Below are 20,664 nucleotides of genomic sequence, written 5' to 3'. Positions count from 1 at the left end.
GCTCGGCCCGGTCATCAGCGGGGCGGGGCGCGAGCGGGCGCATGCGGGCGCGACGAGAACGCGTACCCCGCATGGCGTCCACCGGCCCAACCGCGAGGCCCGGACGAATCGGCACCCGGTTCGGTCGAGCCGGGCGCGCTGACGGCAGGTCATCGGACTTGGCGTCCGGTAGCCGGACACTTCATACCGTTGCGGGACAGTTCCGGATTCGCACCGGATTCCCCTGCGGCGACAGCAGGCATGAGCATACATGTGGGGGCGGCCCTGTGCGGTAACCCCCACATGTAGTGTCGGCGTGGCTACAGCTTGAGCCGGTAAGTGAGGAGTGTCAGGCCCTCGATCGGCGCCCAGTCCCGCTCCGGAGTGCGTACGAAGCCCAGGCGCGCGTAGATCCGGTGGGCGCCGGCCATGCTGCGCTGGGTGGAGAGAACCAGGCCGGTCACGCCCTCCAGGGCCCGCGCCCGCTCGACGCAGGCCTGCACCAGAGCCTCGCCGGCGCCCTGGCCGCGCGCCTCGTGGGCCACCGCAAGCATCCGGAACTCCGCCTCGCCGGGGCCCGCGATGTCGGCGAGCGGACTGCCCGGAGCGGCGAAGGTCACACCGCCCAGCACCCGCCCGTCCCGCTCGGCGACCAGTACCTCGGCCCGGGCGGCCCGGCCGGCCACGTCGCGCAGCACGTTCAGGTAGTGGTCGTCCTCGTTGAAGTCCAGATGCCCGTCGGCGAGATAGGCCTGCGCCGTGATCTCACCCAGCTCCGCGTAGTCGGCGGGCAGCGCCGTTCTGATCACCATGTCCATGCGGTCGAGTGTGCAGGACGGCCCCGGCGGGCGGCGCTGTCGTCGGAGCCCGCACCGTCGAGCAGGGTGAGCGAGGCGCTGAACAGCCCGAAGGCCCCGCCGGAAGCATCCGGCGGGGCCTTCGGCGTGCGGGGCGGCTCAGCAGCAGCGGAAGCCCTCGCGGGGGTCCGCCTCGCGGGCATCCGTACGGGCGCGTTCGAAGGCGCGGCGGGTGAGGACCTCCGCGTCCGGGTCGTGGGAGCGGGCGTGGGCCACGTACCGGTCGTACGCGGCCTCCCCCGAGAACTCCCGTACGTAGAACCGGGCCCTGGCCAGCACGCTCCGTACGGTGCTCACGCCACCGGCTCCTTGACGTGGCCGCCGCCCGCCTCCGGGCCCGCCGCGGCGAGCTCCGCCCGCTCCTCGGCGGTCGCGATCAGCCCGGCCGGGGCGACGATCCTCGACTCGGTCCACGGGGTCTCCGAGAGGGTCGCCGACCCCGGGTCGCGGACGGCCTTGAGGCAGGTCCGGGCCGCGTCCGCGAGGACCACGATGATCAGGACCGCGAAGAAGGCGCACAGGACGCCGTCGACCGTGGCGTTGGTGACCACGGTGTGCATGTCGTCCATGTTCTTCGCCGGCGCCAGGACCTTGTCGGCGTCGATTCCGGCCTGGTACTTGTCGCGCTGGGCGAAGAAGCCGACCTTCACGTCGTCGGAGAAGATCTTCTGGTAGCTCGCGGTGAGGGTCACCGTGGCGTCCCAGACGAGCGGAACGCCCGTCACCCAGGCCCACTTGAGCCGGCCGGATTTGATCAGCAGCGTGGTGCAGACGGCCAGTGCGACCGCGGCGAGTAGCTGGTTGGCGATGCCGAAGAGCGGGAAGAGCTGGTTGATGCCGCCGAGCGGGTCCTTGATGCCGACCCACAGGAAGTAGCCCCAGCCGCCGACGACGATCGCGCTCGCGAACCACACGCCGGGCTTCCAGCTGACGTTCTTGAAGGACTTGTGCACGTTGCCGAGCGTGTCCTGGAGCATGAACCGGCCCACGCGGGTGCCCGCGTCGAGCGTCGTCAGGATGAAGAGCGCCTCGAACATGATGGCGAAGTGGTACCAGAAGGCCTTCATCCCGGCGCCGCCGGCCACGGCGGAGAAGATCTCCGACATTCCGAGTGCGAAGGTCGGCGCGCCACCCGTGCGCGAGAGCAGACTGGCTTCTTCGACGTCCTTCGCGGCCTGGGCGAGCGCCTCGGGGGAGATGGCGAAGCCGAAGTTGGTCACCGCCTGGGAGGCGGACTCGACCGTGGTGCCGATGACCCCGCCGGGGGAGTTGACCGCGAAGAAGAGCCCGGGCTCGATGATGCAGGCCGCGATGATCGCCATGACGGCGACGAAGGACTCGGTCAGCATGGCGCCGTAGCCGATCATGCGGACCTGGGTCTCCTTCTGGATCATCTTCGGGGTGGTTCCCGAGGAGACCAGGGCGTGGAAGCCGGAGAGCGCGCCACAGGCGATGGTGATGAAGACGAAGGGGAACATCGACCCGGCGAAGACCGGTCCGTCGCCGCGCGCCGCGAAGTCGGTGACCGAGGGCATCTTCAGGGTGGGCATCGCGATGACCACGCCGAGCGCGAGGAGCGCGATGGTGCCGACCTTCATGAAGGTGGAGAGGTAGTCGCGGGGGGCGAGCAGCATCCACACCGGCAGCACCGATGCCAGGAAGCCGTACACCACCATCCAGATGACCAGCGTCTCCTTCTCCAGGGTGAAGGTGCCCGCGAAGGAGGACTCGGCGACCCAGCCGCCCGCGACGATGGCGAGCAGCAGGAGCGCGACGCCGATGACGGAGACCTCGGTGACCCGGCCCGGCCGCAGGACGCGCAGGTAGAAGCCCATGAAGACGGCGATCGGGATGGTCATGCCGATGGAGAAGACGCCCCAGGGCGAGTGCGCGAGGGCGTTGACGATGACCAGGGCCAGCACCGCCAGCAGGATGATCATGATGGCGAACACGGCGATCAGGGCGGCGGCCCCGCCGACGGGGCCGATCTCGTCCCGGGCCATCTGGCCGAGCGAACGCCCGTCGCGGCGGGTGGAGAAGAACAGCGTGACCATGTCCTGGACGGCCCCGGCGAAGATGACGCCGGCGACGATCCAGATGGTGCCCGGCAGGTAGCCCATCTGTGCGGCGAGCACGGGTCCGACGAGCGGGCCGGCGCCGGCCACGGCCGCGAAGTGGTGGCCGAAGAGGACCCGGCGGTCGGTGGGGTGGAAGTCGACACCGTTGTCAAGGCGTTCGGCGGGGGTGGCCCGGGTGGCGTCCACCTTCAGCACGCGGTCCGCGATGAAGCGTGCGTAGAAGCGGTAGGCGATCGCGTACGAGCCCAGGGCCGCGGCGAGCAGCCATGCGGCGGAGATCTCCTCGCCGCGCGAGAGCGCCAGCACGCCCCAGCCGATGGCGCCGACGAGTCCGACGAGCACCCACGCGGCGATGGACCTGGGAGAAGGCGAGCCGGGCGGGCTGCCCGGACTCGCCGCGTCCCGTTCTGTCCCTGTTGCTTCCGGTTCAGGCATGACCTCGTCCCCTCGTCGATCATCTGCGTAAGCAGGCGGAATCTACGGGGGATTGCCTGGTGAACGTAAGACCCCGTCCGCATTCCGGTCGTGGAATTCCGGTACGCGGATCGGGGGACCGACGTCAGGCGGCGGGGCGCTTGAGCCTGGCGACGAACTTGTACCGGTCGCCGCGGTACACCGACCGCACCCACTCCACCGGTTCGCCGTCGGCGTCCAGGGAGTGCCGGGAGAGCATCAGCATCGGCAGCCCGACGTCGGTGCCGAGCAGGCCGGCCTCGCGCGGGGTGGCCAGTGAGGTCTCGATGGTCTCCTCGGCCTCGGCGAGGTGGACGTCGTACACCTCGGCGAGAGCGGTGTAGAGGGAGGTGTACTTGGCCAGCGACCGGCGCAGCGCGGGGAAGCGCTTGGCCGAGAGGTGCGTGGTCTCGATGGCCATCGGCTCACCGCTGGCCAGGCGCAGCCGCTCGATGCGCAGCACCCGTCCGCCGGTGGTGATCTTCAGCAGCCCGGCGAGGGTGTCGTCGGCCGTCACGTATCCGATGTCGAGGAGCTGGGACGTCGGTTCCAGGCCCTGAGCCCGCATGTCCTCCGTGTACGAGGTCAGTTGCAGGGCCTGGGAGACCTTGGGCTTGGCGACGAAGGTGCCCTTGCCCTGGATCCGTTCCAGTCGCCCCTCCACGACCAGTTCCTGGAGGGCCTGCCGGACGGTGGTCCGCGAGGTGTCGAACTCGGCCGCGAGCGTGCGCTCGGGCGGCACCGGCGTGCCGGGCGGCAGTGTCTCGGTCATGTCGAGCAAGTGCCGCTTGAGTCGGTAGTACTTGGGCACACGCGCCGTGCGAGTGGCTGCCCCGCCTTCCGGCTCCGTGGTCGCCCCTTCGGTGGCCATCGCCGCCCGCCTTCCCGACTCCAGTTTCGCTGCCGTCACCGGCTCCTCCGATATGTGCGGTCACATCGTGACACGTAAGGGGGGACAGGCCTTCTCTCTCCCCAGGTGTCGGTCCGATAACGGACCTGGCACCCGCTCATTAGACCCTTGACACCCCTAAAGGTCTAGGCCAAGGTTCAGCTACTGGTCTAAACCAATATGGATCAGATCCCGGCCCCACGGCAGTACTTCGCGTATGTCACCGCGGCGGGCAAGGGAAGTGCAGGCAGGCATCCCTGAGGAGGGTGGCGTGAAGCGCAAGCTCATCGCGGCGGTTGGAGTCGCGGGCATGGTTATCGGCCTCGCGGCTTGTGGCAACGGGGACGACGACAAGGCCAAGGCCGACGCGGGCCCCAAGGAGATCACCGTCTGGGTCATGGACGGCTCCGCGCCGAAGGCCTGGATCGAAGAGGTCAACAAGGAGTTCTCGGCCAAGCACCCCGGTGTGACGGTCAAGGTCGAGGAGCAGAAGTGGACCGGCATCCAGGAGAAGGTCACCACGGCCCTCTCCGAGAACAACCCTCCGGACGTTCTTGAGCTCGGCAACACCCAGACCGCGGGCTACGCGGTCACCGGCGGTCTCGCCGACCTGACCAAGGACAAGGCCGCTCTCGGCGCCGATGCCTGGCAGAAGAGCATGCTCGCCTCGGCCGAGGTCGACGGCAAGCTCTACTCCGCCCCGTGGTACGCCGCCAACCGCGTCGTCATCTACGACAAGAAGGCCTTCACCAAGGCCGGCGTCACCCCGCCCACCACCCGCGACGAGTGGATCGCCGGCCTGGAGAAGCTGAAGGCGGCCGACCCGGCCTCGCAGCCGATCTACCTGCCCGGTCAGAGCTGGTACGTCCTCGCGGGCCTGATTTGGGACGAGGGCGGCGACCTCGCCGTCAAGGACGGCGCCAAGTGGAAGGGCGGACTGGCCACCCCGCAGGCCGCCTCCGCGATGGAGTTCTACAAGAAGCTCCAGTCCTTCTCCACCGCCCCGAAGGACAAGGACGAGGCCACCCCGCAGCAGTCCACCGACATCGTTCCCAAGGGCGGCGTCGCCTCCTGGATCGGTCTCGGCTGGGAGGCCGGCGGTGCCGAGAAGGCCCTGAAGGACGCGGGCAAGGAAGCCGACTTCGGCTACTTCCCGATCCCGGGCAAGACCGCCGACAAGAGCGGCACCGTCTTCCTCGGCGGCTCGAACCTCGCCGTCGCCGAGCGCTCCAAGAACAAGGCGCTCGCCAAGGAGTGGCTGGCGCTGGCCGCCGGCAAGGAGCAGATGACCAAGTACGCCGCCGAGACCAAGGGCGCGCTGCTCCCGAACCAGGCCGGTGCCAACTTCACCCCCGCCGCGGGCTCCTTCGCCGAGGCCATGGGCAAGGCCGGCGCCAACGGCAAGATCACCCCGGTCACCCCGGGCTGGGCGAACGTCGAGACCGAGCCGAACCCCATCAAGGAGTTCATGACCAAGGTCCTGAAGGGTGAGGACGCCGCCAAGGCGGGCGCGGACGCGGACGCGGAGATCGCGAAGCGCATCAACAAGTAGTCCCACCCCGCAGTACCCGCACGACCCAGCAGTGTGAACGCACCGGGGAGTGCGGCAGGTGCCCGGACACCCGCCGCGCCCCCGGTCGCGCATTTGACTCCACAGTCAACCGCGAGGAAGCCAAGCCATGACCGTGCACTCCCAGGGAGCGGTGACCAGCGCTCCACAGGACGCACCACCGAAGTCCGACGGACTGCCCGAGACGCCGGCCCCAGCAACCGGCCCCGGCCCCACGCCGCCTCGCGGGGGCGGGAAGTCGCTCCCCACGGGGTGGCTGCCCTACCTGCTGGTCGCGCCCGCGGTGCTCGCCCTCGCGACGCTCCTGCTGTACCCGCTGATCAAGAACGTGATCCTGTCCCTCCAGGACATCAACAAGATCGAGTTCATCCAGCGGAAGTACCCCTTCGCGGGACTCGACAACTACACCGAACTGCTCGGTGACACGAACTTCTGGACCGTCGTCGTCCGCAGCTTCGGCTTCACCCTGGCCAACGTCGCGCTGATCATGGTGCTGGGAAGCCTCATCGGCATCCTGCTGAACAAGCTCGGCAAGAAGATGCGACTGGTCCTCTCGATGGCCCTGGTGATGGCCTGGGCCATGCCCATCGTCGCCTCGGTACAGGTCTTCCGCTGGCTGTTCGACGAGCAGTTCGGCGTCATGAACTGGGTCATGCGCACCGCCGGCTTCTCCGGCTACGAGCAGCACAACTGGATGGAGACCGGCCTCTCCACCATGGTGATCGTCACGATCCTGGTGGTCTGGGGCTCCATCCCGTTCGTCGCCCTCAACATGTACGCCGGCCTCACCACCGTCGGCGCCGAGCTGTACGAAGCCGCCCGCATGGACGGGGCCAACGGCTGGCAGACCTTCTGGAAGATCGTCTTCCCGAACCTGAAGCCCTTCTTCCTCATCACCACCTTCCTTGAGGTGATCTGGGTGTTCAAGGCCTTCACCCAGGTCTACGCGATGAACAAGGGCGGCCCGGACCGCGCCTCCGAGATCCTGCCGGTCTTCGCCTACGTCGAAGGCCAGAGCCAGGCCCACTACGGCCTCGCCGCCGCGATCTCCGTCCTGACGATCGTGATCCTCGTGATCGTCATGTCCTTCTACTTCCGCCTGATCCTGAAGCAGGAGGAGGAGCAGTGAGCACCACCACCGCCCCGAAGCCCGCGGCTCCCGAGAGGCCCGCACAGCAGCTCCGGACCCGCCGCCCGGTGCGCCCCGGAGCCGTGGCCAAGAACCTCGGCGCACTCCTGCTGGCCCTGGTCTTCGTCTTCCCCGTGTACTGGATGTTCTCCTCGGCCCTCAAGCCGGCCGACCAGATGCTCACGAAGGACCCCGTCTTCGTCTTCACGCCGACGACGGCCAACTTCGCCAAGGCCACCGGGGTCGAGAACTTCTGGACGTACGTCACCAACAGCGTCCTCGTCACCGTCGGCGCCGTCCTGCTGGCCCTGCTCGTCGCCCTCGCCGCGAGCTTCGCCATCGCCCGGATGAGGTTCAGGGGCCGCAAGGGCCTGGTCCTGACCGTGATGATGGCCCAGATGGCCCCCTGGGAGGTCATGGTCATCGCGATGTACATGATCGCCCGCGACGGCGAGATGCTGAACAGCCTCCCGCTGCTCACCGCGATCTACTTCGTGATGATCCTCCCCTTCACCATCTGGACCCTGCGCGGCTTCATCGCCGCCGTCCCGGTGACCTTGGAGGAGGCGGCCCAGATCGACGGCTGCACCCGCGGCCAGGCCTTCCGCAAGGTGATCTTCCCGCTGCTGGCCCCCGGCCTGATGTCCACCTCGCTCTTCGGCTTCATCACGGCCTGGAACGAGTTCGCCATGGTCCTGATCCTGAACAAGGACAAGAGCGCGCAGACCCTGCCGCTGTGGCTGACCGAGTTCATGTCCGCCTTCGGCAACGACTGGGGCGCCACCATGGCAGCTTCCTCGCTGTTCGCGGTCCCGGTCCTGCTGATCTTCATCTTCCTCCAGCGCAAGGCCGTCGGCGGCATGACCGCCGGCGCCGTGAAGGGATGACGCCGTCATGACTGTTCTTGCGCACCGCACCGATACGGTCACCCGCGACGCCCTCGCCGTCCTCCAGCCCGGCTTCGAGGGCACCACCGCCCCCGCCTGGCTGCTCCGCCAGGTCGGCGAAGGCCTCACCGCCGTCGGCCTGTTCGGCCGCAACATCGCCTCGCCCGGGCAGCTCGCCGCGCTGACCGCCCAGCTGCGCACCGAGCGCGACGACGTCCTGGTCGCCATCGACGAGGAGGGCGGCGACGTCACCCGCCTGGAGGTCCGCGGCGGCTCGTCCTTCCCCGGCAACCTGGCCCTCGGCGCCGTCGACGACACCGGCCTCACCCGGGACGTGGCCCGCGAGCTGGGCCGCCGCCTCGCCGAGTGCGGGGTCAACCTCAACTGGGCCCCGTCCGCCGACGTCAACTCCAACCCGGACAACCCGGTGATCGGCGTACGGTCCTTCGGCGCCGACACCCACCTCGCCGCCCGGCACACCGCCGCCTACGTCCAGGGCCTGCAGGCCGCCGGCGTGGCCGCGTGCACCAAGCACTTCCCGGGCCACGGCGACACCAACGTCGACTCCCACCACGCCCTGCCGCGCATCGACGTGGACCTGGACACCCTCCAGGCCCGTGAACTCGTCCCGTTCAAGGCGGCGATCGAGGCCGGCACCAAGGCCGTGATGAGCGCGCACATCCTGGTACCCGCCCTCGACCCGACCCGCCCGGCCACCCTCAGCCCGCAGATCCTGACCGGCCTGCTGCGGGGGGAGCTCGGCTACGAGGGCCTCATCGTCACCGACGGCATGGAGATGAACGCCATCGCCGGGACGTACGGGATCGAGCGCGGCTCGGTCCTGGCCATCGCGGCCGGCGCCGACGCCATCTGCGTCGGCGGCGGACTCGCCGACGAAGCCACCGTCCTGCGGCTGCGCGACGCGCTGGTCGCGGCCGTCCGCGAGGGGGCACTGCCCGAGGAGCGCCTCGCCGACGCCGCCGCCCGCGTCCGCGCACTCGCCGCATGGACCCGCGGAGCCCGGCCGGACGCGCAGCCGGAGGGGAGCCGCGCGTCCGGCATCGGGCTGACCGCCGCCCGCCGCGCCGTGCTCGTCACCGGCGCGGCGAAGCCGCTCACCGAGCCCTACGTCGCCACGCTCGCGCCCGTCGCGAACATCGCGGTGGGGGACGAGACCCCGTGGGGCGTGGCGGCGGAACTCGCCGAGCTGCTCCCGGGCACCGAGGCGGGCGTCTACCCCGAGGGCTCCTGTGCCGGGGACGTCCTGGCGGCGGCGGGGGACCGTACCGTCGTCGCGGTGGTCCGTGACGCGCACCGGCACCCCTGGATGACCGAGGTCCTCGACGCGCTGGTCGCGGCCCGGCCGGACACGGTCGTGGTCGAGATGGGCCTCCCCCGGACGGAGCCCCGCGGAGCCCTCTACATCGCGACGCACGGCGCGTCCCGCGTCTGCGGCCGGGCTGCGGCGGAAGTCATCGCGGGGGCCTAGCCCCGCCGTTGCCTGGAAGATCCAGCCCGTCCGGCGGCATCGGCCACGTCGAAGGGCCTGCACTCCCCCGGGGGAGTGCAGGCCCTTCGTGTCGCGCCGGTACGGCTACAGGCCCTGCCAGGCGGGCTTGTTGGCGTAGGTGTGCCGGAAGTAGTCGGCCAGCTTCAGCTTCGACGCGGCCGCCTCGTCCACGATCACGGTGGCGTGCCGGTGCAGCTGCAGCGCGGACGCCGGGACCAGCGCGGAGAGCGGGCCCTCGACGGTCTGCGCCACGGCCTCGGCCTTGCCCTCGCCGGTGGCCAGGAGGACCAGGTGCCGGGCGTCGAGGATGGTGCCGATGCCCTGGGTGATGACGTGGTGCGGCACCTGCTCCAGGTCGTTGTCGAAGAAGCGCGCGTTGTCCACGCGGGTCTGCTCCGTCAGCGTCTTGATGCGGGTGCGGGAGGCGAGGGAGGAGCAGGGCTCGTTGAAGCCGATGTGGCCGTCCGTGCCGATGCCGAGGAGCTGCAGGTCGACGCCGCCGGCCTCGGCCAGGGCACGGTCGTAGGCCTCGCACGCGCCGACGATGTCCTCGGCCGAACCGTCGGGGCCCATGAAGGAGGCCTCGGACAGGCCCAGGGGCTCGACGACCTCGCGGAGCACGACCGCGCGGTAGGACTCGGGGTGCCCGGCCGGCAGGCCGACGTACTCGTCGAGCTGGCAGATCCGGGCCCGGGAAGCGTCGACCTGGCCGGCCCTGACCTTGGCGGCGAGGGCCTCGTAGACGGGCAGCGGGGTAGAGCCGGTCGCCACGCCGAGCAGGGCGTCGGGCTTGCGCCGCACCAGGGCGGCCATGGCCTCCGCGATGAGCTCGCCGCCTGCCTTGGCGTCCGGGACGATGACAACTTCCACGCGGGGCCTGCCGATCTGGAGTGGGTAGGGTGGTATAGACCAATCTAGCAGAGGCCGCCGTCCGTGACAGGGTCTCGCCGTCATTCATGGTGGTCCGGATCCGGATGTCCGGCCTCCTGTGAGCTCGGGAGAACCTTCAACCTTTTGGTTGCCCTGTCTACAACTCCATTGTCGATTAGGGTGGTTTTGGTGAATAAATCATGGTATGTGAGATTGGAGTGGTCGTCATGGGCAGGCACACCACCTACGCCTTCGAGACCTACAAGGCCGTCGCGAGCGCCTCCCGCGCCGCGGACCTTGCCGAGACCACCTCTCCCTTCCAGATCGAGGTGCGGTTCGTCGGAGGCCTGTCGAGCAGCCAGCGGGACGTCTTCGCCGAGGCCGCCGAGCGCTGGGCGCGGGTCATCGTGGGTGACCTGGAGACCGCGGTCATCCACGACTTCACCGGCGATGTCGTCATCGACGACCTGCTGATCGATGCCGAAGGAGTCCCGATCGACGGCATCGGGAACGTGCTCGGGTCCGCGGGCCCGACCGTCTTCCGGAGTGAGCAGGCGGCCACCGGAGCCCTGCTCCCCGCCAAGGGGATCATGAGGTTCGACACGGCCGACCTGGCCGACATGGAGGACGACGGCACCCTTCTCGACGTCATCACGCACGAGATGGGCCATGTCCTGGGAATCACGAAGACCGTCTGGCTCGAATTCGGATTGCTGAAGGACTTCGGCAGCGCCAACCCCACGTTCATCGGGGCCGGTGCCACCAGGGAGTTCGGCGATCTGATCGGGACCGGGCAGGCGACTCCGGTACCGGTCGCGAACGTGGGCGGCTCGGGAAGCGCGGGCAGCCACTGGCGGGAAACGGTCTTCGGCAATGAGCTCATGTCTCCGGTCATCGGGATGGCCGGAAACCCGACGATCAAGAACAAGCTCAGCCGGCTGACGGCGGCGAGCCTGGGAGACCTCGGCTACCAGGTCGATCTCGGCGCAGCCGAGCCCTACGCGCTCCCGACCATGCTCGACATGATCACGGCGAGCGGTGAGGTGTCCGAGGCTCCCAGGGGTGTCGTGCTCCCGACCGTCCCCAGCCGGATCCCCGCCGGACGCCCTTGATCCGGCCTGACCGGCAGAACTCCTCCTAGATCAGCGCGAGCTGCAGGCCGCCCGTCGCGTCCAGGTGCTGACCCGTCACCCAGCGGGAGTCCGGCGAGGCCAGGAAGGCCACCACGTCGGCGACCTCCTGGGCCGTGCCCACCCGGTGGAAGACGGAGCGGGCGGCCAGGTGGGCCCGGGTCGCCCCGTCCGCGAGGAGGTCCGCGTTGAGGTCGGTCTCGGTGATGCCGGGGCCGACCGAATTCACGGTGATCCCGCGCGGAGCCAGCTCGGCGGCCAGCGACCGGGTCAGCGCGTTCGCGGCACCCTTGGCCATGACCGTGGCCAGGATGGCGGGCAGGGCGATGTCCGGGGTGCCGGTCACGTTCACGATCCGGCCCCCGTCGCGCAGCCGCTCCAGCCCGTACTTGATCACGAAGAACGGCGCCTTGGCGTTGAGCGCGTGTGCCCGGTCGTACATCTCCTCGTCCGTGTCCCCGATCCCCGCGAAGGCCGCCGCCCCGGCGTTGTTGACCAGGATGTCCACGCCCTCGGTGTGGTCGGGATGGGCCGCGTACGCGGCCCACAGGGCCTGCGCGTCGCCGGGGACACCGAGCTCGGCCCCGATGGCGAAGGCCCGTCCGCCGGCCGCCCCGATCGCCGCGACCGTCTCCTGTGCCGCCGCCCGGTCGCGTCCGTAGTGCACGGCGACGAGCGCCCCGTCCCGTGCCAGCCGCTCGGCCACGGCCCGTCCGATGCCCCGGCTGCCGCCGGTGACCAATGCCGTCTTCCCCTTGAGCACGCCCATGACGCGCCCCCCTCCGGTAATCGCTAGTGATCGCTACAGAAATGAACGTACCAGATTTCCTAGCGACCGCTATAGAATGCGGGCATGGTGACCGGACAGCGCGGCAGGCCCCGTTCCTTCGATCGCGACGCCGCCCTCGACAAGGCGATGCTCGCCTTCTGGGAGCGCGGCTACGAGGCGACCTCCATCTCCGACCTGACCGCCTCGCTCGGCATCAGCGCGCCCAGCCTCTACGCGGCCTTCGGCGACAAGCGCAAGCTCTTCGACGAGGTCGTGGTGGTGTACGGCGGCCGGTACGGGGACTTCGCGAGCGTGGCGCTCGCCGAGGAGCCCACCGCCCGGGCGGCCGTCGCCCGCATCCTGCGCGAGGCCGCCGACGTCTACACCGACCCGGCCCACCCGCCGGGCTGCATGGTGATCAGCGCCGCGATCAACACCACGTCGGACGAGGTGGCGCAGGCGCTGCGCGAGCGCCGCAACGCCAGCCTGGTGATGTTCGAGAGCCGGATCCGGGCCGACATGGCCACGGGTGCGCTGCCCGCGGACACGGACGTGCGGGCGCTGGCCCGGTACGCCGGAGCGGTGCTTCAGGGGATGTCCCAGCAGTCGCGCGACGGGGCGAGCCGGGAAGAGCTGGAGGCGGTGGCCGAGCGGGCCCTGCTGGCCTGGCCCGCGGCCTGACCGGCCGGAGGTCCGGGACGTCCGCCCCGAGTGCACCCTGCGCGTCCACGCGCAGGAGTTCCTCTGGGCCACGGTGCAGGACGGGACCCTCGACCCGCCCGGCACCGTAGCCCGGAGTACTTACGGCCGACAGGTGTGCGGTTCCCGACGGCCGGTGGAGGTGCCTGCGCGGTCAGGGCAGAGCGCGCGGCTTACCTCGATCCGTCCTCCTGTGCGGGGAGGGCGGAGGTTCTGAAGTCAATTGTGGACTAGACCATTCTGTTCTGTCCATCCAATGACAGGGCATGGAAACCCGTCACTTCCTCCAACAGTACGCGGCCCGCGCCCTCCTTGGATACTCCTCGGTACCGCCGTGGGGAAAGTCATGGCGCGTACCCGGGGTACGCTCGCAAGGTGCCCTCCATGAACGATCTCGTACGCCAGCACACCGCTCTCGGAGAAACCGACCTGGAGTGGCTCCACCTGCTGGTCTCGGAGTGGCAGCTGCTCTCCGACCTGTCCTTCGCCGACCTCGTGCTGTGGGTGCCCACCCTCGACGGCACGCGGTACGTCTCGGTCGCCCAGATGCGCCCGAACACCGGTCCCACCTCGTACCAGGACGACATGGTCGGCCACCTGGTGCCGCGCGGCCGCCGCCCGCTGCTGGACGCCGCACTCGACGAGGGCCGGATCGTGCGCGAGGGCGACCCCGAGTGGCGCGAGGAGGTGCCGGTCCGCGTCGAGTCGATCCCCGTCCGCCGCGAGGGCCGGGTCCTGGGCGTGATCGCACGCAACACCAATCTGCTCACTGTGCGTACACCGAGCCGGCTGGAGCTGACCTACCTCCAGTCCGCCTCCGACCTCGCCCAGATGATCGCGGCGGGCTCCTTCCCGTACCCCGGCCAGCAGGTCGACATGGACGCCTCCCCGCGCGTCGGGGACGGCCTCATCCGGCTCGACGCCGAAGGCGTGGTCACCTACGCCTCGCCGAACGCGCTCTCCGCCTACCACCGGCTCGGCCTCGCCTCCGACCTCGTCGGCCAGCACCTGGGCAACACCACCGCCGAACTCGCACCCTCCCGCGGACCGGTGGACGAGGCCCTGGTCAAACTCGCCAGCGGCTGGGCCCCCCGGGAGACCGAGGTCGAGGGCAACAGCGGGGTCATCCAGCTGCGCGCCATCCCGCTCAAGCCGAAGGGCACCCGGATCGGCTCCCTGGTGCTGTGCCGCGACGTGACGGAACTGCGTCGTCGCGAACGTGAATTGATCACCAAGGACGCGACCATCCGGGAGATCCACCACCGGGTGAAGAACAACCTCCAGACCGTGGCCGCACTGTTGCGGCTCCAGTCCCGCCGGATGGATTCCCCGCAGGGCCGAGAGGCGCTGAACGAGGCCGTACGCCGTGTCGGATCGATCGCGATCGTGCACGAGACGCTGTCTCAGAACCTCGACGAGCGGGTCGAGTTCGACGAGATCGCCGACCGCGTCATCGCGATGGTCTCGGAGATCTCACCGGGCAAGGTCGACTGCCGACGCACCGGCAGGTTCGGGATCCTGGACGCGGAGGTGGCCACTCCGCTGTCGATGGTGCTGACCGAGATCCTGCAGAACGCCCTGGAGCACGCCTTCACCCAGGGGGAGCGGGGCACCGTGGAGGTGGCCGCGATCCGCACCGGAACCGGTCGCACCGACGGCCGGCTGCTGATCACCGTGCTCGACGACGGCAGCGGTCTGCCCGAGGGGTTCGACCCCCAGCGGGCCGGCAACCTCGGGCTGCAGATCGTACGGACCCTCGTGGAGGGGGAGCTCGGCGGCACGTTCGACATGCTCCGGGCCGAGCCGCGCGGCACCAAGGTCGTCCTCGACATCCCGTCCAGCCCGCAGAAGTAGCAGCCGAGTCGTGACTCAGCGTGACGCCGGGCGTCGCGCCCCGCACAGCACTGAGCCCCGGACCGAATGATTCGGTCCGGGGCTCAAGAGCACGGTGCTGAGCGCTTGTTCGGTTACTACGCGCTGCGCGTCGAGGCTCGAAAGTCGTTGTCAGGCGCTGGCGTTGCGCGCCCGGTTGCGAGCGGCGCGGCGCTTCATGGCGCGGCGCTCGTCCTCGCTGAGACCGCCCCAGACGCCGGAGTCCTGACCGGACTCGAGCGCCCACTGCAGGCACTGCTCCATGACGGGGCAACGGCGGCAGACGGCCTTGGCTTCCTCGATCTGCAGCAGCGCAGGACCGGTGTTGCCGATGGGGAAGAAGAGTTCCGGGTCTTCCTCACGACAAACGGCGTTGTGACGCCAGTCCATGGCTGCTCCATCTCCTTGTATTGCGGGCAAGTTGCTTGTGAATGTGAACGCTTTCACGAATCCCCCCGTGAGGGAAGCGCGACCGCCCGGTTTCACGCGGGTGATCAGTCAGAGATTCGTGGAGGGGTTCTGGCGGTCTGTGTGGGTGCCGGGTGTTGCGGGCTGTCCCGATCGCCATGAAGAGATTCGCAAACCTCGGACGGGGATACAACCCCTTCCGGAAAGTTTTTTTTGATTCGTCGGTGTCTACTAGGTCACAGCCCTACATCGTGAGGGTGGACCGACGTGTAAACGTTCGAGTGAAAGGCCTCCGGGCCCTTCCACTCACACAATCACACGCAGTGCACGGCGTACGCCTGTGAACCGAACGCTGGTCCGCAGTCCGAGGTGATCGCCGTCCATCTGGAAGGGAAGCGGAACCTTCGAATGCAAGGTGAAGTCGGTCAGATCGTGCAGAGACACCGCGTGCTTGCCGTGTGGACCCCGCTCAGGAGTGGAGGTCAGGAGCTGTGTCGCGTACCGCGCGACCGCCGGAGTTGACAAACGGTCCAGTGCCAATACGTCAAGCGCAGTATCGAACGAGGCTTCGGGGGAGGCGTAAAGCGGACGATTCCCCAGATACGTCCACGGTGACGTATTGCACACTATCGACAGCACCAGATCGGTCACCGGATCCGCTCCGGGGCGCTCCAGCGTGACCGTGCCGTGACGCCGGTTCGGTTCCTCCCAGAACTGGCGCATCAGCTGTCGCACATACAGGGCATGCGTCGAACGCTTGCCGCGCTCGCGCTGCTGTTCCACCCGGCCCACCACACCCGCGTCGAAGCCGAAGCCCGCGCAGAACGTGAACCAGCGGGCCGGGACCGACTCGTCCTCCGTGCCCGGGGTGCCGGCCGCCAGGCCCAGACCCACCGTCCGCTCGCGCTGCTCCCGCAGCGCGTCCAGCAGGGCGCCGGTCGCCTCGACCGCGTCGTTGGGCAGTCCCAGGGCGCGCGCGAACACATTGGTGGAGCCGCCGGGAACCACGGCCAGCCGAGGCAGCCGCTCAGGGTCGGGCCCGTTGTGCAGGAGCCCGTTGACCACCTCGTTGACCGTGCCGTCGCCGCCGAGGGCGACGACGAGGTCGAGCCCCTCGTGCGCGGCCTTGCGCCCCAGGTCCCGGGCGTGCCCGCGGTACTCGGTGGTGACCGCCTCCAGCTTCATCTCGCTGGCCAGGGCGTGCGTCAGGACATCGCGCGTGCGCGCACTGGTGGTCGTCGCTGCTGGGTTGGCCACGAGAAGTGCACGCATGAGCGCCAGACTACCCACCCCTTCACAGGCCGACCCTACTGCCCGTCCCCTCCGGGGTCCGGAGCACGCCGCTACCCTGCTGGAGTGAGTAAGAAGCAGCCCGCGAACGCCCCCGCCCCCGCCGCCGTCCCGACCGCCGCGCTGCCCGGCCGGCTGACCGCGGCCGCCGCGCTCACCGCCCTGGAGGGCCTGGCGCTGGCCGGCCTCGGGATCTACATGCTCTTCGTGGGGATCGCCGGTGACCCCGACTCCCCGCAGCAGGCCGAGACGGGCGGGATCACCTTGCTCGCGCTCGCCGCGCTGCCGCTGGTCGCGGCCCGCGGGCTGCGCCTGGGCCGCCGCTGGAGCCGCGGCCCGGCCCTGATCACCCAGCTGATGGCACTGCCGGTGGCCTGGACCCTCTACAGCACCGGCGGCGCGATGATCGCCGCCGCCGTGGCGCTGGCCGTGGCCGCGGTGGCCGTCGTCGCGCTCCTGGTGAATCCGACGGCGACCGAGGCTCTGGGTATCGGGCCCGGGGAACAGGCCCGATAACCGGTCGTCCGGTTCTTCCGCCGCCCGCCTACTCCTCGACGAGGAGCTTCTCGCGGAGCTGGGCCAGCGTGCGGGCCAGCAGCCGGGAGACGTGCATCTGGGAGATGCCGACCTCCTGGGCGATCTGTGACTGGGTCATGTTGCCGAAGAAGCGAAGCAGCAGGATCCGCTTCTCCCGCGGTGGCAGGCCCTCCAGCAGCGGCTTGAGGGACTCCCGGTACTCGACGCCCTCCAGGGCCTCGTCCTCCGCGCCCAGGGTGTCCGCGACCGCCGGCGACTCGTCGTCGGTGTCCGGGACGTCGAGGGAGAGTGTGCTGTAGGCATTGGCCGATTCCAGCCCCTCCAGGACCTCCTCCTCGGAGATCCCCAGCCGCTCGGCCAGTTCGTGCACCGTCGGGGAGCGGCCGTGCTGCTGGGACAGTTCGGCCGTGGCCGTCGTCAGCGAGAGCCGCAGCTCCTGCAGACGACGCGGCACCCGCACCGCCCAGCCCTTGTCACGGAAGTGGCGCTTGATCTCGCCGACCACCGTGGGCGTGGCGTACGTGGAGAACTCGACCCCGCGGTCCGGGTCGAACCGGTCCACCGACTTGATGAGGCCGATCGTCGCGACCTGGGTCAGGTCGTCGAGCGGCTCACCGCGGTTGCGGAAGCGCCGTGCCAGGTGTTCCACCAGCGGCAGGTGCATCCGTACCAGCCGGTTGCGCAGCTCGGCCTTCTCCACCGACCCGTCGGGCAGCGCCCGCAGCTCGATGAACAGGGCCCGCGCGCCACTGCGGTCGCGCGGATCCGGCAGCGCCGGGGTCACCGGGAACACCGGCACCGGCGCTACCGGGGGCACCACGGGGGCCGTGGCCTCGGCCTCGGCTCCCGTCCCGGCCGGCCGGGATGGTTGTGGTTGTTCCTGCTGGTTCTCGCTCATAGGGCCCGCCCGTCGCTCCGCCGAGTCCAAAAAGCCGTCTTCCGCATCCGCGTCAGCCGGGTGCGGCCGGGCGTGCTGCTGCTCCGGGATGCCGCCGTCGACCTCGTGCCGTACCCGGGGCCGATCCCCGCCCCGTACCGGGATCTCCCCGCCGCTCACGCCGGGCCTGGTCCCGCGCCGCGCTGTTTGTAGAGGCTGATGCTCACCGTCCGGTTCTCCTCGACCGTGGCCTCGACCTTGCCGGCCAGCGCCGACAGGACCGTCCACGCGAACGTGTCACGCTCCGGTGCGCGCCCGTCGGTGGTCGGCGCCGAGACGGTCACCTCCAGCGAATCGTCGATCAGCCGGAACACGCAGCTGAGGACGGAGCCCGGCACGGCCTGCTGGAGCAGGATCGCGCAGGCCTCGTCCACCGCGATGCGGAGGTCCTCGATCTCGTCGAGGGTGAAGTCCAAACGTGCTGCGAGACCGGCCGTGGCCGTCCGCAGCACCGACAGGTAGGCACCCGCAGCGGGCAGCCGGACTTCCACGAAGTCCTGAGTCCCGGGCTCGCCTGCGATCTGGGACACCCTCACCTCCAAGGTGGTACGAGCTCTGTTCGCCGGTGACGCTATCGCGATCCGGGCGATCGTGTCGCGGCACCCCTCTTGGTGCCCGCTTCGAGCACCCCGCCTGCGAGCCAGTGACTGATGGTAAGCCCATGGGTACGCACAGTGGCTAGGGGTCTGCGGGGCCCAAATCAGGGGAACCGGCGGAGGGTTGAACTACCCCGCTTCAGACGATCGAACCGTCGACAAAACACCAGCGCCAGGTCTCGCCCGGTTCGAAGCTCCGCATCACCGGATGCCCGGTCTCCTGGTGGTGCGCCGTGGCGTGCCGGTGGGGCGAGGAATCACAGCAGGCCACCTGCCCGCACACCAGGCACATACGCAGCTGCACGGGGTGGCTGCCGAGGGCCAGGCATTCCGGGCAGGTGTGGTGGGAGGGCACCGGTTCGGGACGCGGCAGTTCGGCAACGTGGGTGCACTCGCTCATCGCATTCTCCTTGTACCGGAACCCCGGCCTTCAGTCTCGGGGCGTACCGCGCGCACGGGCCGGAGCTGAGATGCAGCGGAGTGTCGATGCGTCACGCTTTGACCGGAGCTTGATCTCGTACAGAATACGTTCCCGCCGTGCGAGTCATGGGGATCTCCTCGGCCAAGCCCGCGCGTTCGGGGCGAGCGGCCGACGATTGAGGTGGATCTTCGATGGAGGTATTGCCGCTGGTGGCGCTGATCGCCGGCAGCGCGGCCGTCGCGGGGGCGGCCCGCCGGACCCCGGTGCCGGCGCCGCTGCTGCTGGTCGCCGCCGGTCTGCTGGCCGGCTACGTGCCGGGGGTGCCCGCCTACACGCTCGACCCGCACATCGTGCTGCCGCTGCTTCTCCCGCCGCTGCTCTACACGGCCGCCGTGGACAGCTCGTACCTGGACCTGCGCGCGAACATCCGGCCCATCGCGATGCTCTCGGTGGGCTACGTGCTCTTCGCGACGCTCGCCGTCGGGTACGCGGCGTACCTGCTGGTGCCCGGGCTCACCGTGCCGGTGGCGCTGGTGCTGGGCGCGGTGATCGCGCCTCCCGACGCCGTCGCCGCCACCGCGATCGCCCGCAAGCTCCGGCTGCCGAACCGGATCACGACCATCCTGCAGGGCGAGTCCCTGGTCAACGACGCCACCGCGATCACCGCCTACAAGGTGGCGCTGGCGGCGGCGGTCGGGGTCAGCGCCGGCTGGGCGGGCGGGATCGAGGAGTTCCTGCTGGCCTCGGTCGGCGGCATCGCCGTGGGCCTGCTGCTGATGGTGCCGATCCACCACCTGCGCACGCGGCTGCGGGAGCCCCTGCTCCAGAACACCCTGTCGCTGCTGATCCCCTTCGTGGCGTACGCGGCCGCCGAGCGGGTCCACGCCTCCGGGGTGCTCGCGGTCGTCGTGGTTGCGCTGTACCTCGGGCACCGCAACTGGCAGGTCGACTTCGCCACCCGGCTCCAGGAGGAGGCCGTGTGGAAGGTGGTCGCCTTCGTGCTGGAGTCGGTGGTCTTCGCACTGATCGGGCTCCAGCTGCCGGTGGTCCTCAAGGGGCTGGGCGAGTACGACGGCGCGCACGCGGCCTGGTACGCGATCGCCGTGTTCCTCGCGGTGGTGGCGGCCCGGTTCTTGTGGGTGTTCCCGGCGACCTTCGTGCCCCGCTGGATGTCGCCGCGGATCCGGGACCGGGAGCCGGAGACCGACTGGAAGGCCCCGGTGATCGTGGGATGGGCCGGGATGCGGGGCGTGGTCTCGCTGGCCATCGCCTTCTCCGTCCCGATGTCTGTGCCGCACCGGAACCTGATCCTCTTCCTGACCTTCACCACCGTCATCGGGACCCTGGTGGTGCAGGGGCTGACGCTGCCGCCGCTGATCCGGGCGCTGAAGCTGCCGCCGAAGGACGTGCAGGCCGAGACCCTGGCGGAGGCGCAGGCGCAGAGCGAGGCCTCGCGGGCGGCCGAGGAGCGGCTGGCGGAGCTGCTGGAGGAACCGGAGAACAGCACGCTGCCGCCGCCGCTGGCGGACCGGCTGCGGACGGTCATGGAACGCCGGCGCAACGCGGTGTGGGAGCGGCTGGGCGAGGTCAACCCGGAGACGGGGGAGTCGGCGGACGACGTCTACCGGAGGCTCGCGCGGGAGATGATCGCGGCCGAACGGGAGGTCTTCGTGACATTGCGGGACCAGCGGCGGATCGACGACGAGATGCTGCGGGCGCTGCTGCGCAGGCTGGACCTGGAGGAGGCCGCGGCCTACCGCGAGGAGACATAGGGGGCGTGGTG

At 69.9% G+C, this 20,664-nt stretch carries 20 protein-coding genes and 1 riboswitch; of the genes, 9 read left to right on the top strand and 11 right to left on the bottom strand.

Features of this window, described 5'->3' with window-relative positions:
- Nucleotides 1-126: 126 nt before the first annotated feature.
- A riboswitch (cobalamin riboswitch) is annotated at nucleotides 127-248 on the bottom strand.
- 51 nt (nucleotides 249-299) lie between these two features.
- The 4 genes from KO717_RS12510 to KO717_RS12495 all read right to left on the bottom strand — a co-directional run bounded on the left by KO717_RS12510 (nucleotide 300) and on the right by KO717_RS12495 (nucleotide 4,238).
- On the bottom strand, nucleotides 300-797 hold the full coding sequence (locus KO717_RS12510; protein WP_301366539.1) for a GNAT family N-acetyltransferase: 498 nt from the start codon (nucleotides 795-797) through the stop codon (nucleotides 300-302).
- Between the two features lie 138 nt (nucleotides 798-935).
- A complete protein-coding gene (locus KO717_RS12505) occupies nucleotides 936-1,133 on the bottom strand; it encodes a CstA-like transporter-associated (seleno)protein (RefSeq protein WP_030016682.1) in 198 nt (65 codons plus the stop codon).
- On the bottom strand, nucleotides 1,130-3,349 hold the full coding sequence (locus KO717_RS12500; protein ID WP_301366536.1) for a carbon starvation CstA family protein: 2,220 nt from the start codon (nucleotides 3,347-3,349) through the stop codon (nucleotides 1,130-1,132). The genes KO717_RS12505 and KO717_RS12500 overlap by 4 nt, the downstream gene beginning before the upstream one ends.
- Before the next feature lie 124 nt (nucleotides 3,350-3,473).
- A complete protein-coding gene (locus KO717_RS12495) occupies nucleotides 3,474-4,238 on the bottom strand; it encodes a GntR family transcriptional regulator (RefSeq protein ID WP_301366535.1) in 765 nt (254 codons plus the stop codon).
- Nucleotides 4,239-4,527: 289 nt separating this feature from the next.
- On the opposite strand from KO717_RS12495, the gene KO717_RS12490 reads away from it, so the two are divergent.
- The 4 genes from KO717_RS12490 to KO717_RS12475 all read left to right on the top strand — a co-directional run bounded on the left by KO717_RS12490 (nucleotide 4,528) and on the right by KO717_RS12475 (nucleotide 9,331).
- Nucleotides 4,528-5,808 (top strand): extracellular solute-binding protein, encoded by a 1,281-nt coding sequence (locus tag KO717_RS12490; RefSeq protein WP_301366533.1) that lies wholly within the window; start codon nucleotides 4,528-4,530, stop codon nucleotides 5,806-5,808.
- 127 nt (nucleotides 5,809-5,935) lie between these two features.
- A complete protein-coding gene (locus tag KO717_RS12485; RefSeq protein WP_301366532.1) occupies nucleotides 5,936-6,955 on the top strand; it encodes a carbohydrate ABC transporter permease in 1,020 nt (339 codons plus the stop codon).
- Entirely contained in the window at nucleotides 6,952-7,842 is an 891-nt protein-coding gene (locus KO717_RS12480) for a carbohydrate ABC transporter permease (RefSeq protein WP_437184498.1), read from the top strand. The genes KO717_RS12485 and KO717_RS12480 overlap by 4 nt, the downstream gene beginning before the upstream one ends.
- 7 nt (nucleotides 7,843-7,849) lie before the next feature.
- Complete coding sequence (locus tag KO717_RS12475) at nucleotides 7,850-9,331, top strand: glycoside hydrolase family 3 protein (protein WP_301366531.1); 1,482 nt, start codon at nucleotides 7,850-7,852, stop codon at nucleotides 9,329-9,331.
- A gap of 105 nt (nucleotides 9,332-9,436) precedes the next feature.
- Here the strand turns inward: KO717_RS12475 and nagB are convergent, their stop codons facing one another.
- Nucleotides 9,437-10,222 carry a glucosamine-6-phosphate deaminase gene (gene nagB, locus KO717_RS12470; RefSeq protein WP_030016855.1) on the bottom strand — a complete coding sequence of 262 codons (786 nt, stop codon included), beginning with the start codon at nucleotides 10,220-10,222 and terminating at the stop codon, nucleotides 9,437-9,439.
- 227 nt (nucleotides 10,223-10,449) lie between these two features.
- Between nagB and KO717_RS12465 the strand changes: the two genes are divergently transcribed.
- Entirely contained in the window at nucleotides 10,450-11,334 is an 885-nt protein-coding gene (locus KO717_RS12465; RefSeq protein ID WP_301366530.1) for a leishmanolysin-related zinc metalloendopeptidase, read from the top strand.
- 25 nt (nucleotides 11,335-11,359) lie between these two features.
- Here KO717_RS12465 and KO717_RS12460 read toward each other — a convergent pair whose 3' ends face one another.
- Entirely contained in the window at nucleotides 11,360-12,121 is a 762-nt protein-coding gene (locus KO717_RS12460; protein WP_301366529.1) for an SDR family oxidoreductase, read from the bottom strand.
- Nucleotides 12,122-12,205: 84 nt separating this feature from the next.
- Here KO717_RS12460 and KO717_RS12455 point away from each other — a divergent pair, with 84 nt between their 5' ends.
- Together KO717_RS12455 and KO717_RS12450 are read left to right on the top strand one after the other, a co-directional pair.
- Nucleotides 12,206-12,802, top strand: coding sequence for a TetR/AcrR family transcriptional regulator (locus KO717_RS12455; protein ID WP_301366528.1), 597 nt, complete (start codon nucleotides 12,206-12,208; stop codon nucleotides 12,800-12,802).
- 402 nt (nucleotides 12,803-13,204) lie between these two features.
- Nucleotides 13,205-14,674 carry a sensor histidine kinase gene (locus tag KO717_RS12450; protein ID WP_301366527.1) on the top strand — a complete coding sequence of 490 codons (1,470 nt, stop codon included), beginning with the start codon at nucleotides 13,205-13,207 and terminating at the stop codon, nucleotides 14,672-14,674.
- Between the two features lie 150 nt (nucleotides 14,675-14,824).
- On the opposite strand, the gene KO717_RS12445 is transcribed toward KO717_RS12450, so the two are convergent.
- Nucleotides 14,825-15,082, bottom strand: coding sequence for a WhiB family transcriptional regulator (locus KO717_RS12445; protein ID WP_003953983.1), 258 nt, complete (start codon nucleotides 15,080-15,082; stop codon nucleotides 14,825-14,827).
- 324 nt (nucleotides 15,083-15,406) lie between these two features.
- Nucleotides 15,407-16,372 (bottom strand): diacylglycerol/lipid kinase family protein, encoded by a 966-nt coding sequence (locus KO717_RS12440; RefSeq protein ID WP_030011937.1) that lies wholly within the window; start codon nucleotides 16,370-16,372, stop codon nucleotides 15,407-15,409.
- Nucleotides 16,373-16,456: 84 nt separating this feature from the next.
- Between KO717_RS12440 and KO717_RS12435 the strand changes: the two genes are divergently transcribed.
- Complete coding sequence (locus KO717_RS12435) at nucleotides 16,457-16,906, top strand: hypothetical protein (protein ID WP_301366526.1); 450 nt, start codon at nucleotides 16,457-16,459, stop codon at nucleotides 16,904-16,906.
- Between the two features lie 28 nt (nucleotides 16,907-16,934).
- Here the strand turns inward: KO717_RS12435 and KO717_RS12430 are convergent, their stop codons facing one another.
- From KO717_RS12430 to KO717_RS12420, 3 genes are all read right to left on the bottom strand, one after another.
- Complete coding sequence (locus tag KO717_RS12430) at nucleotides 16,935-17,984, bottom strand: RNA polymerase sigma factor SigF (RefSeq protein WP_301366525.1); 1,050 nt, start codon at nucleotides 17,982-17,984, stop codon at nucleotides 16,935-16,937.
- Complete coding sequence (locus KO717_RS12425) at nucleotides 17,981-18,394, bottom strand: anti-sigma regulatory factor (RefSeq protein ID WP_030012703.1); 414 nt, start codon at nucleotides 18,392-18,394, stop codon at nucleotides 17,981-17,983. The genes KO717_RS12430 and KO717_RS12425 overlap by 4 nt, the downstream gene beginning before the upstream one ends.
- 205 nt (nucleotides 18,395-18,599) lie before the next feature.
- Nucleotides 18,600-18,860, bottom strand: coding sequence for a UBP-type zinc finger domain-containing protein (locus tag KO717_RS12420; protein WP_150259170.1), 261 nt, complete (start codon nucleotides 18,858-18,860; stop codon nucleotides 18,600-18,602).
- A gap of 212 nt (nucleotides 18,861-19,072) precedes the next feature.
- On the opposite strand from KO717_RS12420, the gene KO717_RS12415 reads away from it, so the two are divergent.
- On the top strand, nucleotides 19,073-20,653 hold the full coding sequence (locus tag KO717_RS12415) for a Na+/H+ antiporter (protein ID WP_301366524.1): 1,581 nt from the start codon (nucleotides 19,073-19,075) through the stop codon (nucleotides 20,651-20,653).
- The last annotated feature ends 11 nt before the right edge of the window (nucleotides 20,654-20,664 follow it).

Origin of the sequence: Streptomyces xanthophaeus (genome assembly GCF_030440515.1) — a bacterium.
Lineage (GTDB): Bacteria > Actinomycetota > Actinomycetes > Streptomycetales > Streptomycetaceae > Streptomyces > Streptomyces kutzneri.
The sequence above is the reverse complement of the archived record's forward strand: the minus strand, read 5'-3'. Positions and strand labels throughout refer to the sequence as shown.